The organism is Kitasatospora sp. NPDC053308, from assembly GCF_055585785.1.
This window is the reverse complement of the sequence record NZ_JBVJJY010000066.1, coordinates 1-1,387: the sequence shown is the minus strand read 5'-3', so window position 1 is coordinate 1,387 and position 1,387 is coordinate 1. Positions and strand designations below refer to the sequence as shown.

At 68.7% G+C, this 1,387-nt stretch carries 2 rRNA genes and 1 pseudogene; all 3 read left to right on the top strand.

The window, feature by feature from the left end:
- Positions 1-93: ribosomal RNA gene (locus ACZ6Y7_RS37955) — 23S ribosomal RNA — on the top strand; the annotation flags it as partial.
- Positions 94-202: 109 nt separating this feature from the next.
- Positions 203-319, top strand: a 5S ribosomal RNA gene (gene rrf, locus ACZ6Y7_RS37950).
- A 206-nt stretch (positions 320-525) separates the two neighbouring features.
- A pseudogene (locus ACZ6Y7_RS37945) lies at positions 526-1,387 on the top strand (hypothetical protein); the annotation flags it as partial.

Genomic DNA, 1,387 nt, shown 5'->3' with positions numbered 1-1,387 from the left:
GGCTCCCAGTAGACGACTGGGTTGATAGGCCGGATATGGAAGCCCTGTGAGGGGTGGAGTTGACCGGTACTAATAGGCCGAGGGCTTGTCCTCAGACGCTCGCGTTCACTGTGTGGTTCCCGGGTAGCGAACAGCTATCGCCGGCGAACAAGGAAACACTTATTCAACTGAAAAGTGTGTTTCGCTGAATACCCGATAGGGTTTCGGTGGTCATAGCGTGAGGGAAACGCCCGGTTACATTCCGAACCCGGAAGCTAAGCCTCACAGCGCCGATGGTACTGCAGGGGGGACCTTGTGGGAGAGTAGGACGCCGCCGAACAATTATTCAAGGCCGCGGCCCCAGCGATTCGCTGGGGCCGCGGCCTTTTTGTGTTTTGCGAACGTGAAGAAGAAGGTCCGGCAGGACGGGACTTCCGCCCAGACGCGGAGGGTCCCGACATGCCGGACAATGGAGAGGTGCGCGGGCCAGGAGGTCGGCGCCGAAACCGCGTGACGGCAGCGGGAGTTGCACGCACGGCCGGCGCGGTGAAGCTGAAGCAGCAGAAGGAGTCACCACGATGTCGAACCAGCCCCAGGACCGTCCCGAGCGTCGATCGGACGACGGCCGAGGCTATGAGCCCCGGTCCCGTGGGGGCTGGTCGAACGACCGTGGCGGCTACCGCCGCGACGACCGGCGCGACGACCGTCCGTCCGGCGGTTTCCGTCGCGACGACCGTCAGGGCGGCTTCCGCCGTGACGACCGTGACGACCGTCCGCGTCGTGAGGACCGCCCCTCGGGTGGCTACGGCCGTGACCGGGACGACCGCGGTGGTGACCGTGGTGGCTTCCGCCGCGACGACCGCCCCGCCGGCGGTGGCTACCGCCGTGATGACCGCCCGTCGGGCGGGTACGGCCGTGACCGGGACGATCGTGGTGGCTTCCGTCGTGACGACCGCCCGTCCGGTGGTTTCCGTCGTGACGACCGGGATGACCGTGGTGGGGACCGTGGTGGTTTCCGTCGCGACGACCGTCCGGGCGGTGGCGGCTTCAACCGCGACCGTCGTGACGACCGTCCGGCGGGTGGCGGTTTCCGTCGGGATGACCGTCCGGGTGGCTTCCGTCGCGACGACCGTGACGACCGTCCGCGTCGTGAGGACCGCCCCTCGGGTGGCCACGGCCGTGACCGGGACGACCGCGGTGGTGACCGTGGTGGCTTCCGCCGCGACGACCGCCCCGCCGGCGGCGGTTTCCGCCGCGATGACCGTCCCGGCGGCTTCCGTCGCGACGATCGTCCGTCCGGTGGCTACGGCCGTGACCGGGATGACCGTGGTGGGGACCGTGGTGGTTTCCGTCGCGACGACCGTCCGGGCGGTGGCGGCTTCAACCGCGACCGTCGTGACGACCGTCC